Annotated in this window: 1 protein-coding gene; it reads left to right on the forward strand. The window is 55.2% G+C overall.

Annotated features, from left to right (window positions below; genetic code table 11):
- Positions 1-27: 27 nt before the first annotated feature.
- Positions 28-1,261, forward strand: a 1,234-nt coding sequence (gene gndA / locus FN633_RS14500) for an NADP-dependent phosphogluconate dehydrogenase (RefSeq protein WP_154058951.1), incomplete at its 3' end; no start/stop codon positions are given.

Raw genomic sequence — 1,261 nt, forward strand, 5'->3', positions numbered from 1 at the left:
CAGTGAACACACTGACAGGAGTATGTAATGTCCAAACAGCAGATCGGCGTTGTTGGTATGGCCGTCATGGGGCGCAACCTGGCGCTCAACATCGAAAGCCGTGGCTATACCGTTTCCGTTTTTAACCGCTCACGCGAAAAGACGGAAGAGGTTGTTGCCGAAAACCCAGGCAAGAAGCTGGTGCCTTACTACACCGTGCAAGAGTTTGTTGAGTCCCTTGAGACACCACGCCGCATTCTGCTCATGGTGCAGGCGGGCGCGGGCACGGATGCCGCCATCAACTCGCTTAAGCCTTACCTGGATAAAGGCGACATCATCATTGATGGCGGTAACACCTTCTTCCACGACACTATTCGTCGTAACCGTGAACTCTCTGCTGAAGGCTTCAACTTTATCGGTACCGGCGTTTCCGGCGGTGAAGAGGGCGCGCTGAAAGGGCCTTCCATTATGCCTGGCGGTCAGAAAGAGGCCTATGAGCTGGTTGCGCCGATCCTCACCAAGATTGCTGCAGTAGCGGAAGACGGCGAACCGTGCGTGACCTATATCGGCGCTGATGGTGCTGGTCACTATGTGAAGATGGTGCATAACGGCATCGAATACGGCGATATGCAGCTGATCGCAGAAGCCTATGCCCTGTTGAAAGGCGGCCTGAACCTCTCTAATGAAGAGCTGGCCCAGACCTTCACCGAGTGGAACGAAGGTGAGCTGAGCAGCTACCTGATCGACATCACCAAAGATATCTTCACGAAGAAAGATGAAGAGGGTAAATACCTGGTCGATGTAATCCTTGATGAAGCTGCCAACAAAGGCACCGGTAAGTGGACGAGCCAGAGCTCACTGGACTTGGGTGAGCCGCTGTCGCTGATCACCGAATCCGTATTTGCCCGTTACATCTCTTCCCTGAAAGAGCAGCGCGTTGCCGCCTCTAAAGTCCTGAGCGGACCACAGGCCCAGCCGGCCGGTGACAAAGCCGAGTTCGTTGAGAAGGTACGTCGTGCGCTCTACCTGGGCAAAATCGTCTCCTATGCTCAGGGCTTCTCGCAGCTGCGTGCTGCGTCTGAAGAGTACAACTGGGATCTCAACTACGGTGAAATCGCGAAGATTTTCCGCGCTGGCTGCATCATCCGCGCCCAGTTCCTGCAGAAAATTACCGACGCCTACGCTGAGACCCCGGCGATTGCCAACCTGCTGCTGGCTCCTTACTTCAAGCAGATTGCTGATGACTACCAGCAGGCGCTGCGTGACGTCGTGGCTTATGCCG

This window comes from Pseudescherichia vulneris (assembly GCF_902164725.1).
Taxonomy (GTDB): Bacteria; Pseudomonadota; Gammaproteobacteria; order Enterobacterales; family Enterobacteriaceae; genus Pseudescherichia; species Pseudescherichia vulneris.